General features: G+C 65.0%; 20 protein-coding genes. 5 read left to right on the top strand and 15 right to left on the bottom strand.

Features of this window, described 5'->3' with window-relative positions; genetic code table 11:
• Window positions 1-80 precede the first annotated feature (80 nt).
• Complete coding sequence (locus tag ACT2BZ_RS18995; RefSeq protein ID WP_457936843.1) at window positions 81-923, top strand: adenylate/guanylate cyclase domain-containing protein; 843 nt, start codon at window positions 81-83, stop codon at window positions 921-923.
• A 21-nt stretch (window positions 924-944) separates the two neighbouring features.
• Here the strand turns inward: ACT2BZ_RS18995 and ACT2BZ_RS18990 are convergent, their stop codons facing one another.
• The 6 genes from ACT2BZ_RS18990 to ACT2BZ_RS18965 all read right to left on the bottom strand — a co-directional run bounded on the left by ACT2BZ_RS18990 (window position 945) and on the right by ACT2BZ_RS18965 (window position 5769).
• Complete coding sequence (locus ACT2BZ_RS18990) at window positions 945-1295, bottom strand: AzlD domain-containing protein (protein ID WP_457936841.1); 351 nt, start codon at window positions 1293-1295, stop codon at window positions 945-947.
• Complete coding sequence (locus ACT2BZ_RS18985; RefSeq protein ID WP_457936839.1) at window positions 1292-2035, bottom strand: AzlC family ABC transporter permease; 744 nt, start codon at window positions 2033-2035, stop codon at window positions 1292-1294. Before ACT2BZ_RS18985 ends, ACT2BZ_RS18990 begins: the two co-directional genes overlap by 4 nt.
• Window positions 2036-2132: 97 nt before the next feature.
• Complete coding sequence (clpA, locus tag ACT2BZ_RS18980; RefSeq protein ID WP_457936838.1) at window positions 2133-4595, bottom strand: ATP-dependent Clp protease ATP-binding subunit ClpA; 2463 nt, start codon at window positions 4593-4595, stop codon at window positions 2133-2135.
• Window positions 4596-4603: 8 nt separating this feature from the next.
• Window positions 4604-4933 carry an ATP-dependent Clp protease adapter ClpS gene (gene clpS / locus ACT2BZ_RS18975; RefSeq protein WP_457941382.1) on the bottom strand — a complete coding sequence of 110 codons (330 nt, stop codon included), beginning with the start codon at window positions 4931-4933 and terminating at the stop codon, window positions 4604-4606.
• Between the two features lie 263 nt (window positions 4934-5196).
• Window positions 5197-5526, bottom strand: a complete 330-nt coding sequence (locus ACT2BZ_RS18970; protein ID WP_457936837.1) for a phasin family protein — start codon at window positions 5524-5526, stop codon at window positions 5197-5199.
• A gap of 78 nt (window positions 5527-5604) precedes the next feature.
• A complete protein-coding gene (locus ACT2BZ_RS18965) occupies window positions 5605-5769 on the bottom strand; it encodes a hypothetical protein (RefSeq protein WP_457936836.1) in 165 nt (54 codons plus the stop codon).
• Between the two features lie 71 nt (window positions 5770-5840).
• Between ACT2BZ_RS18965 and ACT2BZ_RS18960 the strand changes: the two genes are divergently transcribed.
• Entirely contained in the window at window positions 5841-7181 is a 1341-nt protein-coding gene (locus tag ACT2BZ_RS18960) for a D-alanyl-D-alanine carboxypeptidase (protein ID WP_457936835.1), read from the top strand.
• Window positions 7182-7235: 54 nt separating this feature from the next.
• On the opposite strand, the gene ACT2BZ_RS18955 is transcribed toward ACT2BZ_RS18960, so the two are convergent.
• The 4 genes from ACT2BZ_RS18955 to ACT2BZ_RS18940 form a co-directional block, all read right to left on the bottom strand.
• Window positions 7236-7931: a DnaJ domain-containing protein gene (locus tag ACT2BZ_RS18955; protein ID WP_457936834.1), complete on the bottom strand. Its 696-nt coding sequence runs from the start codon at window positions 7929-7931 to the stop codon at window positions 7236-7238.
• A complete protein-coding gene (locus ACT2BZ_RS18950; protein ID WP_457941381.1) occupies window positions 7928-8659 on the bottom strand; it encodes a VWA domain-containing protein in 732 nt (243 codons plus the stop codon). The genes ACT2BZ_RS18955 and ACT2BZ_RS18950 overlap by 4 nt, the downstream gene beginning before the upstream one ends.
• A 91-nt stretch (window positions 8660-8750) precedes the next feature.
• A complete protein-coding gene (locus ACT2BZ_RS18945) occupies window positions 8751-9236 on the bottom strand; it encodes a hypothetical protein (RefSeq protein WP_457936832.1) in 486 nt (161 codons plus the stop codon).
• A gap of 73 nt (window positions 9237-9309) precedes the next feature.
• Window positions 9310-9747 carry a DUF1489 family protein gene (locus ACT2BZ_RS18940; protein ID WP_457936830.1) on the bottom strand — a complete coding sequence of 146 codons (438 nt, stop codon included), beginning with the start codon at window positions 9745-9747 and terminating at the stop codon, window positions 9310-9312.
• A 145-nt stretch (window positions 9748-9892) separates the two neighbouring features.
• On the opposite strand from ACT2BZ_RS18940, the gene ACT2BZ_RS18935 reads away from it, so the two are divergent.
• Window positions 9893-12088, top strand: coding sequence for a SulP family inorganic anion transporter (locus ACT2BZ_RS18935; protein WP_457936828.1), 2196 nt, complete (start codon window positions 9893-9895; stop codon window positions 12086-12088).
• A gap of 2 nt (window positions 12089-12090) precedes the next feature.
• Here the strand turns inward: ACT2BZ_RS18935 and ACT2BZ_RS18930 are convergent, their stop codons facing one another.
• Window positions 12091-13491, bottom strand: a complete 1401-nt coding sequence (locus ACT2BZ_RS18930; RefSeq protein ID WP_457936826.1) for an L-serine ammonia-lyase — start codon at window positions 13489-13491, stop codon at window positions 12091-12093.
• A 212-nt stretch (window positions 13492-13703) separates the two neighbouring features.
• On the opposite strand from ACT2BZ_RS18930, the gene ACT2BZ_RS18925 reads away from it, so the two are divergent.
• Window positions 13704-14411: a DUF599 domain-containing protein gene (locus ACT2BZ_RS18925; RefSeq protein ID WP_457936825.1), complete on the top strand. Its 708-nt coding sequence runs from the start codon at window positions 13704-13706 to the stop codon at window positions 14409-14411.
• On the opposite strand, the gene ACT2BZ_RS18920 is transcribed toward ACT2BZ_RS18925, so the two are convergent.
• Window positions 14412-15209, bottom strand: coding sequence for a YdcF family protein (locus tag ACT2BZ_RS18920; protein ID WP_457936824.1), 798 nt, complete (start codon window positions 15207-15209; stop codon window positions 14412-14414). It abuts the gene before it with no gap.
• A 98-nt stretch (window positions 15210-15307) separates the two neighbouring features.
• Window positions 15308-16282 carry a UDP-glucuronic acid decarboxylase family protein gene (locus ACT2BZ_RS18915; RefSeq protein ID WP_457936823.1) on the bottom strand — a complete coding sequence of 325 codons (975 nt, stop codon included), beginning with the start codon at window positions 16280-16282 and terminating at the stop codon, window positions 15308-15310.
• Window positions 16283-16392: 110 nt separating this feature from the next.
• Between ACT2BZ_RS18915 and ACT2BZ_RS18910 the strand changes: the two genes are divergently transcribed.
• Window positions 16393-17424, top strand: coding sequence for a glycosyl transferase family 90 (locus ACT2BZ_RS18910; protein ID WP_457936822.1), 1032 nt, complete (start codon window positions 16393-16395; stop codon window positions 17422-17424).
• On the opposite strand, the gene ACT2BZ_RS18905 is transcribed toward ACT2BZ_RS18910, so the two are convergent.
• A complete protein-coding gene (locus tag ACT2BZ_RS18905; protein WP_457936821.1) occupies window positions 17425-18993 on the bottom strand; it encodes an amidase family protein in 1569 nt (522 codons plus the stop codon).
• A complete protein-coding gene (locus ACT2BZ_RS18900; protein ID WP_457936820.1) occupies window positions 18993-19460 on the bottom strand; it encodes a GNAT family N-acetyltransferase in 468 nt (155 codons plus the stop codon). Before ACT2BZ_RS18900 ends, ACT2BZ_RS18905 begins: the two co-directional genes overlap by 1 nt.
• Between the last annotated feature and the right edge of the window lie 2 nt (window positions 19461-19462).

Below are 19462 nucleotides of genomic sequence, written 5' to 3'. Positions count from 1 at the left end.
GCCGCGGGCACTCATGCTTTGCATCAATGGGCCTGCGCGCCTATATGTCTGCGCACTTGCCACGTCCATGCCGGGGTTCCATGACCGCCAAGAAAATCAAGCGCAAGTTGACGACGATCTTCTGTGCCGACGTGCAGAGCTACTCCGCTTTGATGGCGCGGGACGAGGCCGACACGCTGGAGCGGCTGCGGCGCTATCGCGGCATCATGAACGATCTTTTCGAGCGCCACGAGGGGCGAAAGGTCAACACCTGGGGTGACGCCGTCATCGCGGAATTTCCCTCGGTGGTCGAGGCGGTGCGCTGCGGCGTCGAGATCCAGGACGCCATCGGCGCCGAAAACCGCGACCTGTCGCAGGCGAAGCAGATGTGGTTCCGCATCGGTATCAACCTCGGCGACGTCATGGAAGACGGTTCGGATCTCTATGGCGACGGCGTCAACGTCGCCGCGCGGCTTGAATCGCTCGCGGATGCCGGCGGCATCATGGTGTCGGAAACCGTCTACAACCTGACCAACAAGCACCTGGCCCTGGGCTATGAATTCGCCGGCGAGCAGGCGGTCAAGGGTCTCGATGCACCGATCGCGGGCTACCGTGTACGCATGCCGGGCCGCAACGCCGAAGCGACGGACACCGCGGAAGCGCCATCCGGCAGCAACCGACCCTCTCCCGAAGCGCCGCCGCGCGAGGCGGACAGGGACGAGTTCGGTTTCCTCGATCGATGGGGCGACCGCATAAGCCGTTTCCGGGCGTGGTACACGCAGCAGCCGCGCAAGACCCGCGTGCCGGTGGCGGCGATCGGCATCATGGCCGGGATCAATTTGCTGACCACGGGCCTGTCCGACATCTGGTTCGTCTATCCGTCGATCCCGCTGGCGGCCTACCTGCTGTTCCAGCACCTGACGGCGCCGAGTAAGCGCGCCTGAGGGCGCCCGCACCGGGCCGGATCAAAGGTTTGCCCAAAGGCCAAGCCCAAACACCAGCTCCATCACGATGATCGCCACGATGACGCGCCTGCCGAGCGTGAGATAGGCAACGAAGCCGAGCGCCACGGCACCGAAGCGCAGTGCCACAGAGGTCGAGGCAAGCGGCTCGGCCGGGAAGATGACCAGATTGCCGATGACCGCGGCCACGAGCGCTGTCGCGACTGCGCGAACCAGGACAAGCGCCTCTGAATCCTCGGCCAGCCGGCTGCCGAGATGAACGCCGAGAAAGCGCCAGGCGTCGGTCGCCACCCAGCCCGCGACCAGGATGAAGAGAAACGGCCACCACCAGGCGTCGATCGCGTCGAAGGTCATGAGTAGGACTTTCCGCCGAGCAGGCGGTGCAGCCCGTAGGCCAGTGCCCCGCCGAGGATGCCGGCCGCAACAAGGTCGAACTGCGGCACAAGCAAGTGGAAGGCCGGTCCGAGCACCAGCCCGATGACCATGGCCGCGTGGGTCGCCCATTCGCGTGCGGAGCCCCAGAGCGAGGACAGGAAGTACATCGGCGTCAGCAACAGGAGAGCCGCCGAAACGACGACCGGCAGCTTGTCGGCGACGAGATAGAAGCAGGCCACGATCAGCATGTTGGCAAGCACCAGCGTCGAGCCGAGGCCGAAATAGTAGCTGGTGCGCAGATCCGGCGGCACGTTCTTCAACCGTTCCATCGCAACGACCCAGGAAGTCACCGCGACGAAGTGCGACAGCAGGTACAGCACCCAGCGCGGCGTGCGCGAGCCACGCAGTTCCGGCACGATCGCCACGACCATGGGCATCAGCCGGACGGAGGACAGCGTCACGGCAAACATCGCTGCAGGAAGCGACGCGCCGGCGAGGATCGCGCCGACGAGCACGACATGGGCCGGCAACGCCCAGACCACGCCGGTCATGAAGACGGATTGCGCCATCGTCAGCCCCGCGCCCTTGGCAAGGCTCGCGAAGCCGATGAAGGCGGAGGCGAGAATCAGCCCCGGGATCGACGCGGCGGCGATGCAGCCACGCAGGTACCAGGTGCGCCGCTCCGCGAAGGACGGCGCGGTGGCGCGCGGTTTCGACATCACAGGCCGCGTCCGATCGAAGGCGCGCCGCGCCGCGCCGGGGCGGAGTCAAAAAGAAAGCCTCCTTGCGGAGGCTTTCTCACGTGCTGTGTAAGCATCAGCCCTTGCGCGGCAGCTGGGGCACGAGGCTGCGCTTCGTGCCGTCGGGCCCTTTGGGTGCAGGCTTCGCCTTGGCGGCCGCGGCTTTCTTTGCGGTCGACTTCCTGGCTACCGCCTTCTTCGGCGTCTCCTCGACCGGGTCTTCCTTCTTGGGCTTGACCGGCGACTCTTCGGCGACGGTTTCAAGCTTCAGACCGGACGTGCCGTCATCCTTCTTTTCGACGGTGACGCGAACGGTGCCGCCCTTGCGCAACTTGCCGAACAGCACTTCCTCAGCCAGCGGCTTCTTGATGTGCTCCTGGATCACGCGGCCGAGCGGCCGTGCGCCCATGCGCTCGTCGTAGCCCTTGTCCGCCAGCCAAGCGATGGCGTCGGACGACAGGTCGAAGGTGACGCCGCGGTCGGAGAGCTGCGCCTCGAGCTGCATGACGAACTTCTGCACGACCTGGTGGATCACCGGCACCGGCAGCGAGCCGAACGGGATGATCGCATCGAGACGGTTGCGGAACTCCGGCGTGAACAGGCGGTTGATCGCCTCCACGTCGTCGCCTTCGCGCTTGCTCGAACCGAAGCCGATTGCCGCGCGCTGCGCTTCCGAAGCGCCGGCATTCGTCGTCATGATCAGGATGACATTGCGGAAGTCGATCTGCTTGCCGTTGTGGTCGGTCAGCTTGCCGTGATCCATGACCTGCAACAGGATGTTGAACAGGTCCGGATGCGCTTTCTCGACCTCGTCAAGCAGCAGCACGCAATGCGGGTGCTGGTCGACGCCGTCGGTCAGCAGACCGCCCTGGTCGAAGCCGACATAGCCGGGAGGCGCGCCGATCAGGCGGCTGACCGTGTGGCGCTCCATGTATTCCGACATGTCGAAACGGATCAGTTCGACGCCCAGCGAGGCGGCGAGCTGCTTTGCCACCTCGGTCTTGCCGACGCCGGTCGGGCCGGAGAACAGGTAGGAGCCGATCGGCTTTTCCGGTTCGCGCAGGCCGGCGCGCGCCAGCTTGATCGCCGAAGTGAGCGCGGTGATGGCGGTGTCCTGGCCGTAGACCACGCGCTGCAGTTCGACCTCAAGGCCCGACAGCACCTTCTCGTCGTCGGCAGACACGGTCTTCGGCGGGATGCGCGCCATGGTGGCGACGGTCGCCTCGATCTCCTTGATGCCGATCGTCTTCTTTCGCTTGCCTTCAGGCAGAAGCATCTGCGACGCGCCGGACTCGTCGATCACGTCGATTGCCTTGTCCGGCAGCTTGCGGTCGTTGATGTAGCGCGCCGACAGTTCCACCGCCGCCTTGATGGCGTCGTTGGTGAACTTCACCTTGTGGAACTCCTCATAATAGGGCTTCAGCCCCTTCATGATCTCGATGGCATCGTCGACGGTCGGCTCCTTGACGTCGATCTTCTGGAACCGCCGCACCAGGGCGCGGTCCTTCTCGAAGAACTGCCGGAACTCCTTGTAGGTGGTCGAGCCGATGCAGCGGATCGCACCGGACGACAGCGCAGGCTTCAGCAGGTTGGACGCGTCCATGGCGCCGCCCGAAGTGGCGCCGGCGCCGATCACGGTGTGAATCTCGTCGATGAACAGGATGGCGCCCGGAAACTCCTCGAGTTCCTTGACGACCTGCTTCAGGCGCTCCTCGAAATCGCCACGGTAACGGGTGCCTGCGAGCAGCGTGCCCATGTCGAGCGCGAAGATCGTCGCGTCGAGCAGCACTTCCGGCACGTCGCCCTCGACGATCCGCTTGGCCAGGCCTTCGGCAATCGCCGTCTTGCCCACGCCGGGATCGCCGACATAGAGCGGGTTGTTCTTGGAGCGGCGGCAGAGCACCTGGATGGTGCGGTTGATCTCGCTTTCACGGCCGATCAGCGGGTCGATCTTGCCGGAATGCGCCTTCTTGTTGAGGTCGACGCAATAGGCCGTCAGCGCGTCCTGCTGCTTCTTCTTGCCGCCCTCCTCCGCGCCCTCGCCGGCCGCGCGCTGCTCGTCCTCGGCGCCACGCGGGGTGCGGCTCTCTGACGAGCCGAGACGCTTGGCGATGCCGTGCGAGATGTAGTTGACCGCGTCGTAGCGGGTCATCTGCTGTTCCTGCAGGAAGTAGGCGGCGTGGCTCTCGCGCTCGGCGAAGATGGCGACAAGCACGTTGGCGCCGGAAACCTCGTCGCGCCCCGACGACTGCACATGAATGACCGCGCGCTGGATGACACGCTGGAATCCTGCCGTCGGCTTCGAGTCCTCGTCGTAACCGGTGACAAGGTTGTCGAGTTCGGTGTCGATGTAGGTCAAGACAGTGTGCTTGAGATCGTCGAGATCGACATTGCAGGCGCGCATCACGGCGGCTGCCTCGGCGTCGTCGATCAGCGCGAGCAGCAGGTGCTCGAGCGTTGCATATTCATGGTGGCGCTCATTGGCGAGCGTCAGCGCCTGGTGAAGCGCCTTTTCGAGGCCTTGCGAGAAAGCCGGCATTCAATACCTCACTTCTTCTCCATCACGCATTGCAGCGGATGCTGATTCTGGCGGGCGAAGTCCATGACCTGGGTAACCTTGGTCTCGGCGACTTCAAATGTATAGACCCCGCACTCTCCGACCCCATGATTGTGAACATGGAGCATGATGCGGGTCGCAGCTTCGCGGTCCTTCTGGAAAAACCGCTCGAGAATGTGAATCACAAACTCCATCGGCGTGTAGTCGTCATTGAGGATCAGCACCCGATAGAGGCTGGGCTTCTTGGTCTTGGGTTTGGTGCGCGTGATGACAGCGGTGCCGCGGCCCGTGCCGCGATCGCCCTCGTCGCCATCCTGCATGGTGACCATGCTTCTGTTGATGGCTGCCCCGCCAGTCTTCACCAGGAATTCCTCATTTTCGATTCGACGTCCAACCAGCGCTATGTAGTGTTCCGTCGAATGATTTTAAGCCCTTCATTTCGGCTGACAATATGACCCGCGGCCCAAACCGGGCAATTTTCGCGCTATCGTGAACCGAAACGCCGGCCATCGTGCCACTGCGCAACAAAAAGCCCGGCCGCGCAAGCGCGGGCCGGGCCGGCAGGACAGGACTGCGGGTCGGATCAGTACGACCGGGCAGTGATTGATTCGAACGGCTTGTAGGCATCCTTGGCGAGATCCGCATAGAGCTCGGCCATCCTCGTGGCCTCCGAAACGAAACCTTCATAGGCGGCCTTGGCGTAGTCTGTCTGCACCGCCACTGCCGTCTCGATGCTGTCGGCGGAGAGCAGCTTCTCCATCGTCGCGCTGCCGTTCTCCAAGGCCTTCTTGGCATAGGACGTCGCCTCGGTCGAAATGGCCTGCGCCCCCTTGGTCACGGCGCTGAAGCTCGCCATGCTGGAATCGAAATACTGATTACTCACCTTGGCTACGTCCTCGAAACTGTTGGTCATTTCAGGGTCCTCTCGAAGAGCGGCGCGGGCCGCTTAGCTATGCATTGCACTCAAAATTATGGTGCAGCGCAGCATGTGTCAATCGCAAAGCCCATTCGGCGGCACGCGGATCAAGGCCGGATTGCTCGCGGCAAACCGTTCGAACGCGTGGAAAAGCGGCGGCAGAACATGAAAATCAGATTCAAAGCCGCAGAAAAGTATGAACGCGCTGGTTACCATAAACGGATTGGTAACGCTGCCCACCTACTGTCTGCCGAAGGAGAGGCAGGACCTTTGCCGCCTCGGGTGAAGATTCAAATTCAAAGGATGTAACAGTGCGTCAAGCGTTGGCAGTAGCAGCTCGTAAAGCCATTTCCACACTCAAGCCTGCAGCCTTGCTTGTCGCAGCTTTCGCGGTTGCTACCGCGGTGGCCGCAACGCCAGCCGCGGCGAATTCGAAATATGCGGCGATCGTCGTCGACGCCAATACGGGCAAGACGCTGTTCTCGTCCCATGCCGACGAGCCGCGCTACCCGGCATCGCTCACCAAGATGATGACGCTCTATCTCGTCTTCGAGGCGCTCGAGAGCGGCCGGATATCGAAATCAACCAAGGTGCCGTTTTCCAAGAACGCTGCAGCCGAGCCGCCGACCAAGCTTGGCGTGCGCGCCGGCGGGTCGGTGACTGTCGAGACCGTCATCCTGTCGCTTGTCACCAAGTCGGCAAACGATGCCTCGACGGCGGTTGCCGAACTGCTTGGCGGTTCGGAAGCGGAGTTCGCCCGCATGATGACGTCCAAGGCGCGCAAGCTCGGCATGACAGGAACCATCTTCCGCAACGCCAACGGCCTGCCCAACGGCGCGCAGCACACCACTGCCCGCGACATGGCGACGCTCGGCATCGCGCTGAGGGAACATTTCCCGCAGTATTACGACTATTTCTCCACCCGCTCCTTCACCTACAACAAGCGCCGCATGGGCAACCACAACCGGCTGCTCGGCAAGGTCAAGGGCGTCGACGGCATCAAGACCGGCTATACCCGCGCCTCGGGCTTCAACCTGGTTTCGTCGGTTGCCGACGGCAACCGCCGCATCGTCGCCGTGGTGATGGGCGGCAGGACCGGCGCTTCGCGCGACGCCCATATGGCCGAACTCATCAAGAGCTACCTGCCCAAGGCCTCGTCGCGCCGCGGCGGCGGCGATCTCGTCGCCAAGGCCGGAGCATCCTCCGTGCGCTCGCTGGTCCAGGCCATCCTGCCCAAGAAGAACGCACCGACGCCGCAGGAGCGGCCAGACGAGGAAATCGAAGTGGCGATGGAAGAGACCCTCGATGCGCCCGAACCGGCCGTCGTCGAGCAGGGCTACGCCGCCCCGATCGCCGCGCGCATGGCCGACATCGACCCCGTCAACACCGCCTCCGTGAACCCGCCCTCGGGCTGGGTCGTGCAGGTGGCTTCCTCGCCGAGCGAGGTCGAGGCCCGCGCCTTCCTCGCCCGCACGAACAAGGTCGCACCGGGCATCCTTGCCGAGGCCTCGGGCTTCACCGTCACTTTCGAGAAGGACGGCGTCACCTACTACCGCGCCCGCTACGGCGGCTTCGGCTCCAAGTCGGAAGCCTGGAACGCATGCAGCGCACTCAAGAAGAAGAAGGTGGATTGCTACGCCGTCCAGCAGTAGCCGGCTGCCACCCGCCTTATTGGAAACTCCCGAATGTATCGAGTTGAAGGAGAACTACCCGTGATTGGAGAGCAGAACGTCCTTAGCCTCGTTGATCCTCGCCGCAAGGAAGGACGTCCCGCCGATGTCGGGGTGCAGGCGCTGAATCAGGCGGCGGTGCGCCTTGCGGATATCCGCCGTGGCGGCCCCCGCTTCAAGACCAAGGATCTTGTAAGCCTCCTCCTTAGTCATGGCGCCCGAACCTGGCGCAACACCCTGCCGGTCGCCACCGTCCGTCTCAGCGTGTTCGCGCCAAGCGGGAAAGCGGCCGTCAAGATACGTCTCTAGAAGCTGGCGGCTCTCCGAATCGCCGGAGAGTTCGCCATAGAGCTGCTTCAGTTCGTCGAGACTCATCGTGCCGAGCGTTCGCGATTCATGCGAGCCGGCAAGAACGATGCCTTCCAGGGAACCCGTATCGTGATCGAGTTCCATTTCCAGCGCCGCTGTCCTCACCGTCGAGCGCTGGTTCCTCGCCTTGTTCTGCGAGCGGCGCCGGCGACCGGCGCCATACCAAGCGGCAGCCAGTGACAGGAGCATGCCGCCAACAGCGGCGCGTCCGAACAGCAGCAGCCCGATCCCCACGACACCCAAAATCGTCGGGCCGGCAATGCGCAAGCCGCCCGCGAGCTTCGAGGCGTCGACGCGCAGGAAGGCGGCAGCCAGCGCCGTCAGGACAAGCAGTGCAGCCAGGACGCCCAGTGCGGCACTCATTCCTTGCTGCCGCCCCGCAAGTTCTCGATCATCAGGCGATCCTCCGGTCTGCCGCGCGCCTCCAGCGCCTTCACGCCGCCGCTGGCGAATACGGCGACCGACGACAGCAGTTTTGCCAGCGTAGAGGCAGAATTGTGATCGAAGCGGAACCACGCTCCCTTGGAAAGCCGCGCAATCTCCTTGAAAGCCGTCTCGGCCACCCTGTCGCGCCCCTCCTGGAAGACGAAGACGGGTACGCCGTGAAGGCCGAGGCGACCGGCCTTTTCCGCAAGATCGTCGATCTTCTCCTCCATTGCGTCGCCGATGAAGACCAGCGCATCGACCTTCTGGGTGGCGTTGCTCTTCAGCGCATGGGTCAGCACCTTGCCGATCTGGGTTGCGCCGCCGCGGCAGCCAATGCCCGTCATCAGCTTCTTGAGCGCGGCCGTGTCCGAGACGAATTTCGAGGACCGGCATTCGCCGAAGCCGCGGAAATAGACGAGTTGCACGCCGAGCTTTCCCGCTCGGTCCACGGCATCGAACATCTCCGCCTGCAGCGAGCAGGCCAGGTCCCATGTCGGTTGCCGGCTCATGGTCGCGTCGAGTGCCAGGATGAGCCGGCCGGTACCCGATGCCCGGGTGGCGGCGACGGCCTTGACCTGACGCAGGAAGGCGTCGATCTCGCCAGCCCCGGATTGCTTGGGCTGCGGAAGTTTCGTGTCGGCCGTTACGAGTTTGTCTTTGCTCATCATTCAGAACATGTGGCGTCAGCCGCCGGCATGCAAGTCCGCCGTTCGACGCACGGCAGGAACAGGCCGATGCGCAAGGCGATCGGTGCCGTCAGGCCCTCGCCGCGGCGAGGAATTCCTCCAGCGGGGCCATGCTTGCCGGATCGGACCGCGACTCCATTTCGGCGAAGCGTACCGCTGCCACTTCGTGCGCGACGAGGATTTCGAGCGTCGCTCGGTCCTCTTCCGGCGCCAGCTGCATGATGGCGTCGAATTCCTGCACGAACACCGGATAGGTCGTCGCCATTTCCTCGACCAGTTCGCGCCATGACATTTCCCGGCGGCCATCGGCTTCCGCCTGTCCGCTCGCGCGCAGCTTGGCGTCATCGCCGACGGACAGCCCGTGCCGCTCCGCCAGCGGGCGGATGGCGGATGCTGTCGCCGCCTCCACCTCGGCCAGCATCAGGAGCGCCCGGCTGGCGCGGCCCCCGTGAAAGCTCGACAGCCGTGCGAAGAAGGCCTCGCCGGAAATCTCCTCCTCAAGCGACATCAGGAGCGCCGCGCGGTAGTCCGGGAAGGTTCGGGCGACGGCAGTCATCGAGCGCTCGTCCTGGTCTTCATCCACTCGGGCCCGCAGAGTCGGGTCGCGCCGCCGGTAGAACCGAACCGCCTCACAGCAGACCGAGTTCGGCCAGTTCGCGCCGGAGCTTCGGCGGCATTTCGGCCAGATCGCTGCCTGCCGTGCCGATATCGGCCGGCGCCTCGGCGGGCTTCAGATAGCGCCAGCCCTGGAAGGCCCGGCGCGGCTGCCAGCTCGTCCGGACGAGCGTGGGGTCGAGGATCAGGTGGCAGCGCGAGATGCCCTGCCCGTCCACGAAGGGCCTGACTTCGAGCAGCCGCTGGCGGCATTGCACATTGCCCTTGATGACCCAGTAGAGCGAGCCGCCATCGACCAGCTCGGGCGCCCGCGTCGGCACCATCCGCGTCGTGTGGAAACTCTCGACCGGTTCTCCGGCCCGCCGCCGGTGGTCGAGCCGGGAGGCGATCCATTCCTCGAGATCCTCGACGCTGTCGCAGCCGACGCAGAGTTTTACCAGGTTCAATGCCATGCCGGCATGATCTACCGCCAGCGGCCGCCCGGTCAATGGCCGCAGCCGTTATACACAGGCGCCGGCGCGGCACGGCCACGCGCTCTGCACCGATTGCCCATCGCCTTCCCTGACGGTATGCATCGATCAGGGGGGAATTGCGTTCATGGCAACTGAAACAGTGCCGGGGGTCGGTCGCGCGTGGCTGCCGGCAGCAATGATCGGCGTCATTGCGGGCGTCGACAACATCGCCGCCGCGCTCGCCATCGCATCACTGCTCTTTGCGGGCCCGCTGTCGTCCGGCCTAGGGCTCGGTGTCGGCGTCGTGCTGCTCGGGGGCGCGGTCCTGGCGCTGGTCGTCGCGCTCAGGAGCACGCAGCCCAATTCGATCGCCCTCGTCCAGGAAACCTCGGTCGCCGTTCTTGCCGCGGCGATCGTCACCGCCACCGCCGACCTTGCCGGTCCGCCAGAAGCCAAGGTCGCCACCGCCCTGGCGATCCTGGGGGTTTCGAGCCTCGTCACCGGCGCCCTGTTCTGGCTGACCGGCCGCCTCGGGCTCGGCGGTCTTGCGCGCTTCCTGCCCTACCCGGTCGTGGCCGGCTTCCTGGCCGGATCCGGCTGGCTGCTCGTCGACGGCTCGATGGTCATGCTGACCGGCCAAGGCATCGGCGTCGCCTTCATCGAAGACCTTGCCGCGCCGAATGCCGTTCCGCTCATCCTGCCGGCGATCCTCTTTGCAATCCTTCTGTTCGTCGCGTTGCGGCGATTTACCCATCCGGCCACGGTGCCGCTGGTGATGCTTTTGTCCGGGACCATCTTCTTCCTGGTGCTGGCGGGCGCCGGAATTTCGGTCGAGGAGGCCCGCGCGACCGGTTACCTGCCGCAGCTGACGGCAGCCGGCGGCGTCGAACTGCCGACGCCAGAGCTTTTGTCCAGCGTGAACTGGCCCGCCGTCGCCTATGCCCTGCCGACCATAATGTCGGTGGCAGCGCTCAGCATGATCGGCTTGCTTCTCAACGTCAGCGGGCTGGAACTGGCGATCGGCCGCGACATCGACGTCAATGCGGAGCTGCGTTCGAGCGGTGCCGGCAACTTCCTGTCCAGCCTGATCGGCGGCCCTTCCGGCTATGTCGGGCTCGGTATGACCATCCTGGCACAGAAGACGGGCGCGCGCGGCCGCGGCGCGGGCATCGCGACGGCGGTGGCGATGATCGTCGGGCTGGCGGCCGCCGGTTCCCTGATCTTCCAGGTGCCGGTCTTCCTGACGGCCGGCTTCGTGCTGTTTCTCGGCATCGAACTCCTGAACGAGTGGCTGGTCGCCACGCGGCGCGAACTGCCAGCGATGGAATGGCTGATCGTCGTCCTCATCCTGCTCGCCATCGCTCTCGTCGGCTTCATCGAGGGCCTGGCGGTCGGCCTGATCGTGTCGGTCGCGCTCTTCGTCTTCAACTATTCGCGACTGCCGGTGGTTCGCCTGAATACGAGCGGCATCGAGCACCGCAGCTCCGTCGACCGCTCGCCTGCCGCATCGCGCTTCCTGAGCAAGCACGGCGACTGCATCGAGATCATCCAGTTGCAGGGCTACCTGTTCTTCGGATCGGCCGACCGCATGGTCAAGCAGGTACGCCAGCGGCTCTTCTCGCCCGGCAAGGCCGCGCTGCGTTTCCTGGTGCTGGACTTCAGGCACGTCAGCGGCACCGATTCCGCGGCCACCAGCGGTTTCATCAAGATCCGCCGCATGGTCGAGGACAATTCGGTCCAGGTGTTCTTCACCCATGTGTCGCCGGAGGTCGAAACGACGCTGCGGCTGGCCGGCATCGATTTCGTGCCCGGAGGAACGATGGCGCTTGAAGCCGACATCGACCATGCGCTCGAGCATGCCGAAGAGGACCTTTTGAGCGAACAGCCCGAAAGCGACGCACAGGCCGGACTGGTCAGCCAGCTCGTCGCCGCCGTCGGGCCGCATCCGAGGATGGCGGACCTCGTGGCAGCCATGGACGAGATCACCATGCAGCCGGGCGATGTCGTCATTCGTGCCGGAGAGGAGGCCGATGACGTCTTCTTCGTCGCCCGCGGCAGGGTCCGCGTGCAGATCACGCTGCCGAGCGGGCGGGAACTCAGGCTGCGCACCATGACCAGCGGCGCCGTCGTCGGCGAGATCGCGCTCTACCTGAAACGCAAGCGCACTGCCGACGTCATCGTGGAGGCGCCATCGGACATCTTTCGCCTCAGCGCGGCGGAACTGTCACGCCTCGAACGGGAGGACCCCGAACTTGCGGTGATGGCGCACCGTCTTCTGGCAAGCAATCTTGCGGAAAAACTCAGCATCGCCAACCAGATGATCCAGCGCACCGAGCACTGAGCTCAGCACTCCACCACGTTGACGGCAAGGCCGCCAAGGCTGGTTTCCTTGTACTTCTCGCTCATGTCCATGCCGGTCTGGCGCATCGTCTCGATGGCCGCGTCGAGCGGCACGAAATGCTTGCCGTCGCCCTTGATCGCCAGCGAAGCGGCGGTCACCGCCTTCACGGCGCCGAGCGCATTGCGTTCGATGCAGGGAACCTGCACGAGGCCGCCAACCGGATCGCAGGTCATGCCGAGATGGTGTTCCAGCGCGATTTCGGCTGCGTTTTCCACCTGTTCGGGGGTGCCACCCATCACCGCGCAAAGCCCGGCAGCCGCCATTGCCGAGGCCGAACCGACCTCGCCCTGGCAGCCGACTTCCGCACCCGAGATCGAGGCATTGGTCTTGATGATGCCGCCGACCGCCGCCGAGGTCAGCAGGAAGTCGCGGATGCCGGCCTGGTCGGCCTCCGGATGGAAATGCAGCCAGTAGCGCAGCACCGCCGGCAGCGTGCCGGCAGCACCGTTGGTCGGCGCGGTGACGACGCGACCGCCTGCGGCGTTCTCCTCGTTGACCGCCATGGCGTAGATCGACAGCCAGTCGTTGGCGAGCAGCGGGTTCGGCCGGTTCTGGCTCCACTGTTCCTGCAGCTTGTCGTGCAGTTGCCGCGCGCGCCGCCGCACCTTCAGCCCGCCGGGCATGATGCCGTCCTGCGACAGGCCGCGGTTGATGCAGCCGAGCATGGCGTCCCAGATGGCATCGAGGGCCCGGTCGAGCTTTTCGCGCGGCATGTGAACTTCCTCGTTCGCCCGCTTCATCTCGGCGATCGACAGGCCGCTGCGCTCAGCCATGGCCAGCATCTCGACGGCATTGGCGAAGGGATAGGGCACGGGCGTCGTGGGTTTTTCCGGGCCACGCACCTTCAGCCGCTGCAACTCCTCCTCCGAGACGACGAAGCCGCCGCCGATCGAATAGTAAATGCGCTTGAGGAGCAGCCGGTCGCCGGAACCGAAGGCGCTGAATGTCATGCCGTTCGCGTGGCCGAGCAGCGGCGTCTTCCTGTCCATCACCAGGTCGACGGCCGGGTCGAACCGATAGGATGGGTGACCGGCCGGCTGTACGGTTCGGGAAGCGCCAATCGCCTCGACGATTGCATCGGACTTGTCGGGATCGACCGTGTCGGGCGTCTCGCCGGTCAGGCCAAGGATGACGGCGCGGTCGGTGCCGTGGCCGACGCCCGTATAGGCGAGCGAACCGTGCAGGCTGACGGCGATGCGGTCGACACTGGCTCCCGCCGGACGCGGCCAGTCGCCGTTCAGGATTTCGTCGAGGAAGCGGGCAGCGGCCGTCATCGGCCCCATGGTGTGGGAACTCGACGGGCCGATGCCGATCTTGAACAGGTCGAATACCGACAAAAACACTGATTGCTTGCTCCTCTGGCGCGGCTTTCGGCACATCGCCGCAAGAGATGGATGTTTGTGCCTATTTGCAGAGGCGGGCTTCACGGCCGCCGACCTGCCCTGCTCCGCAAGCGACATTGCGCATTCGGCGGGAAAATAGCAAAGACTTGATGGCGAACCGAGCCGACGCTTCCGGCTCCGAAACGCCCCTGCGCGCAGTGCTAGGAACAGTGATGGCCCAATCCATGCTTCTGTCGTCCGCGGATCTCGCCGCTCTCGGGTTCTTCCTCGCGGTATGGGCCGCCTATGCGCTGGCGCTCAGGGGCACGTTGTTCGGGCGCGTTTCGCTGACCAGCGCCATGAACGCCCAGCGCGCGGCATGGATGCAGGTCATGGCGCGCCGCGAACTGCGCATGATCGACACCGGCATCATGCTCGGCCTGCAGCAGGGCACGGCATTCTTCGCCTCGAGCGCGCTTCTGGCGCTCGGCGGCTGCTTTGCGCTGTTTGGCGCAAGCGACCAGGTGATCGGCGTGCTGAGCGACCTGACGCTGGGCGCGACTCCCTCGCGCGAGCTCTTCGAGGTCAAGGTGATCGGCCTGATCCTGCTCCTGGCGCACGCCTTCTTCAAGTTCGGCTGGTCCTACCGGCTGTTCAACTACTGCTCGATCCTGATCGGCGCCGTGCCGACGATGCGCGACGAGGCCGAACAGTCGGTGGAGACCGAGCGCGCAGTGCGGCGCGCCGCCGAGATGAACATCCTCGCCGGCAAGCATTTCAACGCAGGCCTGCGCGCCATCTTCTTCTCGATCGGCTATCTCGGCTGGTTCGTCGGGCCGCCGGCATTTGCGCTGTCGACGCTCGTTCTCTTCGCGGTCCTGATACGCCGGCAGTTCTTCTCCGCCGCGCGCCGGGCTGTCCTGTCCGACGGTGGCGGCTGATCAGTTCTGCGGGCCCGGGAAGACCGAATCGATGCGCCCGGTGAACTTGTAGGCCACCAGCCCGCACCATTCGCGGAAAGCCGTCGACGTTGTCTGCAGCGCGTCCATTGCGTTGTCGCGGAAGACCCCGATGCCCTCCTGGCCCGAGGTTCGGTAGTCGACCGGCCAGGGCACGACGGGAAAGCCCGCCTTGCGGAACAGGCCCATGGAGCGAGGCATGTGGAATGCCGAGGTGACAAGAAGCCAGGTGTCGTCGCGCGCCGGCTGCACGAGGTCGCGGATGTTGGCGACGTTCTCGGAGGTGTTGCGGGACTCCTTTTCGAGCACCAGCCGAGACTCCGGTATGCCCAGGGCTGCAAACAGCCGCACGGCCGTCACGGCATCACCCTCGCCCTCCAGCAACAGAGAGCCGTTGCCGCCGGAAATGACGATCCGCGCCGTCGGATAGCGGCGGGCAAGGACGGCAGCCTCGACGAAGCGGTCGCCGCCGCTGTTGACGTCGTAGCCGCCGCGCGCCTGATTGATCGCGCCTTCAAAGCCGCCGCCGAGCACGATGATGCCGGCAACTTGGGCCGGCGGCGCCGGGCGGGGAAACCGCTCCTCAAGCGGCCCGATCAACAGCGCCCCGAAAGACGTCCAGGCCGACACGATCAAAATGAGAAAGGGAAAAAGCGTGATCGACCCGGCCAGCCGGCGCCATCCGAGGTAGCCGACGAAGACTGCCAGCGCCAACAGGACGATCGCCATGTTCAGCGGCTGCAGGAAGAACCAGACGATCTTGGAAGTGGAAAAGAACAAGGCACGCGCTCCCCTTACGACACGCTAACAAACGACTGCCCGGCCCCGCAACGCGGCCTGATCCTTATGCTGTTGACAAGGATGCCAGCAAGCGAGGCTCAGTCAGCCGCGATCTCGGCGCCCAGAAACTCCCTGAAATAGGCAACCGTGCGCTCGAGACCCTGTTGCGCCGGCACGGTCGGCTCCCAGCCGAGCACTTCGCGCGCCTTGGTGATGTCGGGCTGGCGCTGGCGCGGGTCGTCCTGCGGGATCGGCAGGCGCACGATCTCGGACCTGGAACCGGTGATCTCGACGATCATCTCGGCCAGTTGCAGGATCGTGTATTCGCGCGTGTTGCCGATATTGATCGGTCCGGTCACGTCGGGCGGGCTCACCATCAGCCGCATCAGCCCGTCGAGCAGGTCGTCGACATAGCAGAAGGAGCGAGTCTGGCTGCCGTCGCCATAGATGGTGATCGGCTGTCCCAGCAGCGCCTGGACGATGAAGTTGGAAACGACGCGGCCGTCCTGGCGGTGCATGCGCGGGCCGTAGGTGTTGAAGATTCGCGCCACCTTGACCGGCAGGGCATGCTGGCGGTGATAGTCGAAGAACAGCGTCTCGGCGGCGCGCTTGCCCTCGTCATAGCAGGAGCGCGGGCCGATCGGGTTGACGTTGCCCCAATAGTCCTCCGTCTGAGGGTGGATCACCGGGTCGCCATAGACCTCGCTGGTCGAGGCCTGCAGGATCGGGCACTTCAGCCGCTTGGCGAGACCGAGCATGTTGATGGCGCCGTGCACCGACGTCTTCAGCGTCTGGATGGGGTCGTGCTGGTAGTGGATGGGCGAGGCCGGACAGGCGAGATTGTAGATCTCGTCTACCTCGACATAGAGCGGGAAGCAGACGTCATGGCGCATGAACTCGAAGCGCGGATTGGCGTGCAGATGGTCGATGTTGCGCTTGGTCGAGGAAAACAGGTTGTCGACGCAGATCACCTCGTGGCCCAGGTCGAGCAGGCGGTCGATCAGGTGCGAGCCGAGGAAGCCGGCTCCGCCTGTCACGAGAATGCGCTTACGGCTGTCTGAAATAGGCGGCAAGAAAATCGTCTCCGGCAATATGCGGGCTTCCTTAGCCTTTGCCGGGCGGTTTGACAAACGACACGAAACTGCGAGAAGGGCCGTGCCGCCCGCCGGCGGAACCGGACCCGATGAGAATTCCGCCCGCACTCTCCGCCCATATCCACGCCCGCTCGTCAGCGTTGAAGCCGCTCGTAGCCGCGTGGCGCCTCGGCTCCTACCGCAGCGGCGCCCTGCGCGGCCTGCCGCTCGCCATCCGGAACCGCGACGATCCGTTCCGTCTCGGCATGGTGGTGGAAAAGGACACAGGCGGCCGGCTAACCGTCAAGCTGGACACGGCAAGACTGCGCGACGACAGAACCCTGTTCTCCACCCTCTGGAAGCGCGGCGGCGTTTTCGTCGACCTGATTGCCGATCCGGACACCGCTTCCGGCTCCTATGTCTGCGATCTTGGTGACATCTGCTCGCAGCCCGGCCCGGTACTGGCCTTCTGCTCGAACAATGCCGAAAACATTCTCGTGCCCGACCGCACATTCTATCTCAAGAACGGATATGCGGCCGACCGCAGGCTCGCCGCCGCCGCTCCGTCATGGAACGAGCGGGACGATACGGTTCTGTGGCGCGGCGGCCTGAACGGATCTGGATCGGTCTCGGCCGAAACCATGACGCCGGACAATGATCGGCTGCTGCAGCGCGTCCGTCTCTGCCTCGCCGCCAGGGACATCCGCGGAACCGACATCAAGATTCCCGTCGGCAAGCACTTCGATGCCGGTCTGGGCGAACTCTACCGATCGCTGCGAATCGCCGGCGGCTACGTGCCGCAATCGCAATGGACGCATCGCAAGTTCGCCGTCGACATCGACGGCAATTCCAATGCCTTCTCCAACCTTTACACCCGGCTTCTCTACGGCTGTTGCGTCCTGAAGGTCGCTTCGCCCTTCGGCTTCAGGCAATGGTACTACGATGAACTGAAGCCCTGGACGCATTACGTCCCGGTCGCGGCGGACCTGTCCGACCTCGCCGAAAGGGTGCGATGGTGCCGCGACAATGACGATGTCTGCCAGGCGATCGCTGCAGCCGGCCAGCGGCTGGCGCATGGAATGACGCGCGATAGCGAAAAGCGTGCGACCGTGGCGCGGATCAACGCCGCCTTCGCGGGCTGATTACCACCACTTCTCGGCCGCGAATCGCCCCGCCGCCTGCTCGATGACATGGCCGGTCTGGAACAGCGTCTCTTCCTCGAAGGGCTTGCCGATCAGCTGCAGCCCGAGCGGCAGGCCGTTGGCGTCGAGCCCGGCCGGCACCGAAATGCCCGGCAGGCCGGCCATGTTCACGGTGACGGTGAAAATGTCGTTGAGGTACATCTTCACCGGGTCGGCCGCCATGTCTTGGTCGGCGACGCCGAAGGCCGCGGACGGGGTCGCCGGCGTCAGGATGACGTCGACGCCGGCATCGAAGACCGTCTCGAAGTCGCGCTTGATGAGCGTGCGCACCTTCTGGGCCTTCAGGTAATAGGCGTCGTAGTAGCCGGCCGACAGCACATAGGTGCCGATCATGATACGGCGCTGGACCTCGCGGCCGAAACCGGCGGCGCGCGTCTGCTCGTACATGTCGGTTATGTCCTTGCCCGGCACGCGCAGGCCGTAGCGGACGCCATCGTAGCGGGCGAGGTTCGACGAGGCTTCGGCCGGCGCCACGATGTAGTAGGCCGGCAGCGCATACTTGGTGTGCGGCAGGGAGATGTCGACGATCTCGGCGCCGGCGTCGCGCAGCCAGGCGATGCCCTTCTGCCAGAGTTCCTCGATCTCGCCCGGCATGCCGTCCATGCGGTATTCCTTGGGAATGCCGACCTTCATGCCCTTGATCGACCTGCCGAGTGCGGCCTCGTAGTCCGGCACGGGGCGATCGACCGACGTCGTGTCCTTCGGGTCCACCGAGGCCATGGATTTCAGCATGATGGCGGCGTCGCGCACATCGCGGGCGATCGGACCTGCCTGGTCGAGCGACGAGGCAAAGGCAACGATGCCCCAGCGCGAGCAGCGGCCGTAGGTCGGCTTGATGCCGACCGTGCCGGTGAAGGCCGCCGGCTGGCGGATCGAGCCGCCGGTGTCGGTGGCCGTCGCGCCGGCACACAGGAAGGCCGAGACGGCGGCAGCCGAACCGCCCGAGGAGCCGCCCGGCACCAGCTGCGCATTGTCGAGGGTTCGAGTCTGCCTGACGCCGCTGCCTGACGTGACAAAGGCGGCATCGCCTTGGTGTGCGGTCGGCATGACAGCGGTCTCGGCGCGCGAACGCCGCCACGGATTGATGACCGGGCCGTAGTAGGATGTCTCGTTGGACGAGCCCATGGCGAATTCGTCCATGTTGAGCTTGCCGAGCATCACCGCACCGTCGGCCCAGAGATTGGCCGTGACAGTCGATTCGTAGCGCGGCTTGAAGCCGTCGAGCACGTGGCTCGCGGCCTGGGTATGCACGCCCTCGGTGCCGAACAGGTCCTTGATGCCGAGCGGAATGCCCTCGAGCGCGCCGCCCTCGCCTTTGGCGAGCTTCGCGTCCGACGCGGCCGCCATGTCGCGCGCCTTGTCGTGCGTCACCGCCACATAGGCGTTGAGCTGCGGGTTCGCCTGGTCGATAGCCGCCAAGTAGGCGTCGGTGATCTCCAGGGCGGAAATCTCCTTGGCGCGCAGCTTGGCGCGGGCCTCGGCAATCGTCAGTCTCGTCACATCGGTCATCAGGCAATCTTCTTTTCATAGAACCGGGAAAACCCGGAATTGGGATAGTCGAGCACCGCGCCGCACACCGTGAAACCGCCGCGCTCATAGACGCGCCAGGCAGGCTCGAAACCCGGCGCCTCGCCGGTCTCGAGGACCAGCCGCGCAATGTGCTTCTCGCGTGCCAGTTGCTCGATGCGCTGCAACAGCTGCGAACCGATCCGCTTGCCGCGCACCACCGGCCGCGTGAACATCCGCTTCACCTCGCCAAGCCCTCCGCCGTGGTCCTTGAGCGAGGCCATGCCGACGGCATTGCCGTTCTCGTCACGCGCCATCAGCATGGTGACGGTCGGATCGGCCATCTGCTCGACCGTCAGCTGGAACTGGAATTCGCGCGGCGTCAATGGGATCATGTAGGCGTTGAGTTCCGCCACCATCGCGCGCACCTCGTCCTGCAGCGGCGTTTCCGCAGAGATCTCGACCGTCATTG

The sequence above is a fragment of the Mesorhizobium sp. 10J20-29 genome, assembly GCF_054130485.1.
Note: the sequence above shows the minus strand (reverse complement) of the source record. Positions and strands in the feature narration are given on the sequence as shown.